Below are 1,553 nucleotides of genomic sequence, written 5' to 3' on the forward strand. Positions count from 1 at the left end.
GTGATGAGGTCGAGTTGCAGACCTCAATCCGAACTGGGACCGGCTTTTTGGGATTCGCTCCACCTCGCGGTATTGCAGCCCTTTGTACCGGCCATTGTAGCATGCGTGAAGCCCAAGACATAAGGGGCATGATGATTTGACGTCATCCCCACCTTCCTCCGAGTTGACCCCGGCAGTATCCCATGAGTTCCCACCATTACGTGCTGGCAACATAGAACGAGGGTTGCGCTCGTTGCGGGACTTAACCCAACATCTCACGACACGAGCTGACGACAACCATGCACCACCTGTTTACGAGTGTCCAAAGAGTTGACCATTTCTGGCCCGTTCTCGTATATGTCAAGCCTTGGTAAGGTTCTTCGCGTTGCATCGAATTAATCCGCATGCTCCGCCGCTTGTGCGGGTCCCCGTCAATTCCTTTGAGTTTTAGCCTTGCGGCCGTACTCCCCAGGCGGGGAACTTAATGCGTTAGCTGCGTCACGGAATCCGTGGAATGGACCCCACAACTAGTTCCCAACGTTTACGGGGTGGACTACCAGGGTATCTAAGCCTGTTTGCTCCCCACCCTTTCGCTCCTCAGCGTCAGTTACGGCCCAGAGATCTGCCTTCGCCATCGGTGTTCCTCCTGATATCTGCGCATTCCACCGCTACACCAGGAATTCCAATCTCCCCTACCGCACTCTAGTCTGCCCGTACCCACTGCAGGCCGGAGGTTGAGCCTCCGGATTTCACAGCAGACGCGACAAACCGCCTACGAGCTCTTTACGCCCAATAATTCCGGATAACGCTTGCGCCCTACGTATTACCGCGGCTGCTGGCACGTAGTTAGCCGGCGCTTTTTCTGCAGGTACCGTCACTTTCGCTTCTTCCCTGCTAAAAGAGGTTTACAACCCGAAGGCCGTCGTCCCTCACGCGGCGTTGCTGCATCAGGCTTGCGCCCATTGTGCAATATTCCCCACTGCTGCCTCCCGTAGGAGTCTGGGCCGTGTCTCAGTCCCAGTGTGGCCGGTCACCCTCTCAGGCCGGCTACCCGTCGACGCCTTGGTGAGCCATTACCTCACCAACAAGCTGATAGGCCGCGAGCCCATCCCCAACCGAAATTCTTTCCAGACGCAGACCATGCGGTCACGTCACATATCCAGTATTAGACGCCGTTTCCAGCGCTTATCCCAGAGTCAGGGGCAGGTTGCTCACGTGTTACTCACCCGTTCGCCACTGATCCCACAGAGCAAGCTCCGTGTTCACCGTTCGACTTGCATGTGTTAAGCACGCCGCCAGCGTTCATCCTGAGCCAGGATCAAACTCTCCGTAAAAAAGAAATGCATACAAACCTGGGGAAAACCAGGACTGCAGCGAGTTTGATGCTGACCAAAGAGACAAATTCATTGCTGACTTCATCCATTGCCAACCCCCCGGAAGGAGTTGGTCTTTGATCCAAAGGAATTCTCACCCAGCCGAAGCTAGACGAGGATAATTTGGCATTTGACAAGTGCACGCTGTTGAGTTCTCAAGGATCGGATGCTCCCACGACCCAGCCATCACAGCCAGGCCCG

General features: G+C 55.4%; 1 rRNA gene (cut by a window edge). It reads right to left on the reverse strand.

Annotation, left to right across the window (positions count from 1 at the left end):
- Nucleotides 1-1,313, reverse strand: a 16S ribosomal RNA gene (locus tag ACFC14_RS18820); it reaches 406 nt to the left of the window's first position.
- Nucleotides 1,314-1,553: the final 240 nt, after the last annotated feature.

The organism is Microbacterium sp. NPDC055988, from assembly GCF_042269505.1.
Lineage (GTDB): Bacteria > Actinomycetota > Actinomycetes > Actinomycetales > Microbacteriaceae > Microbacterium.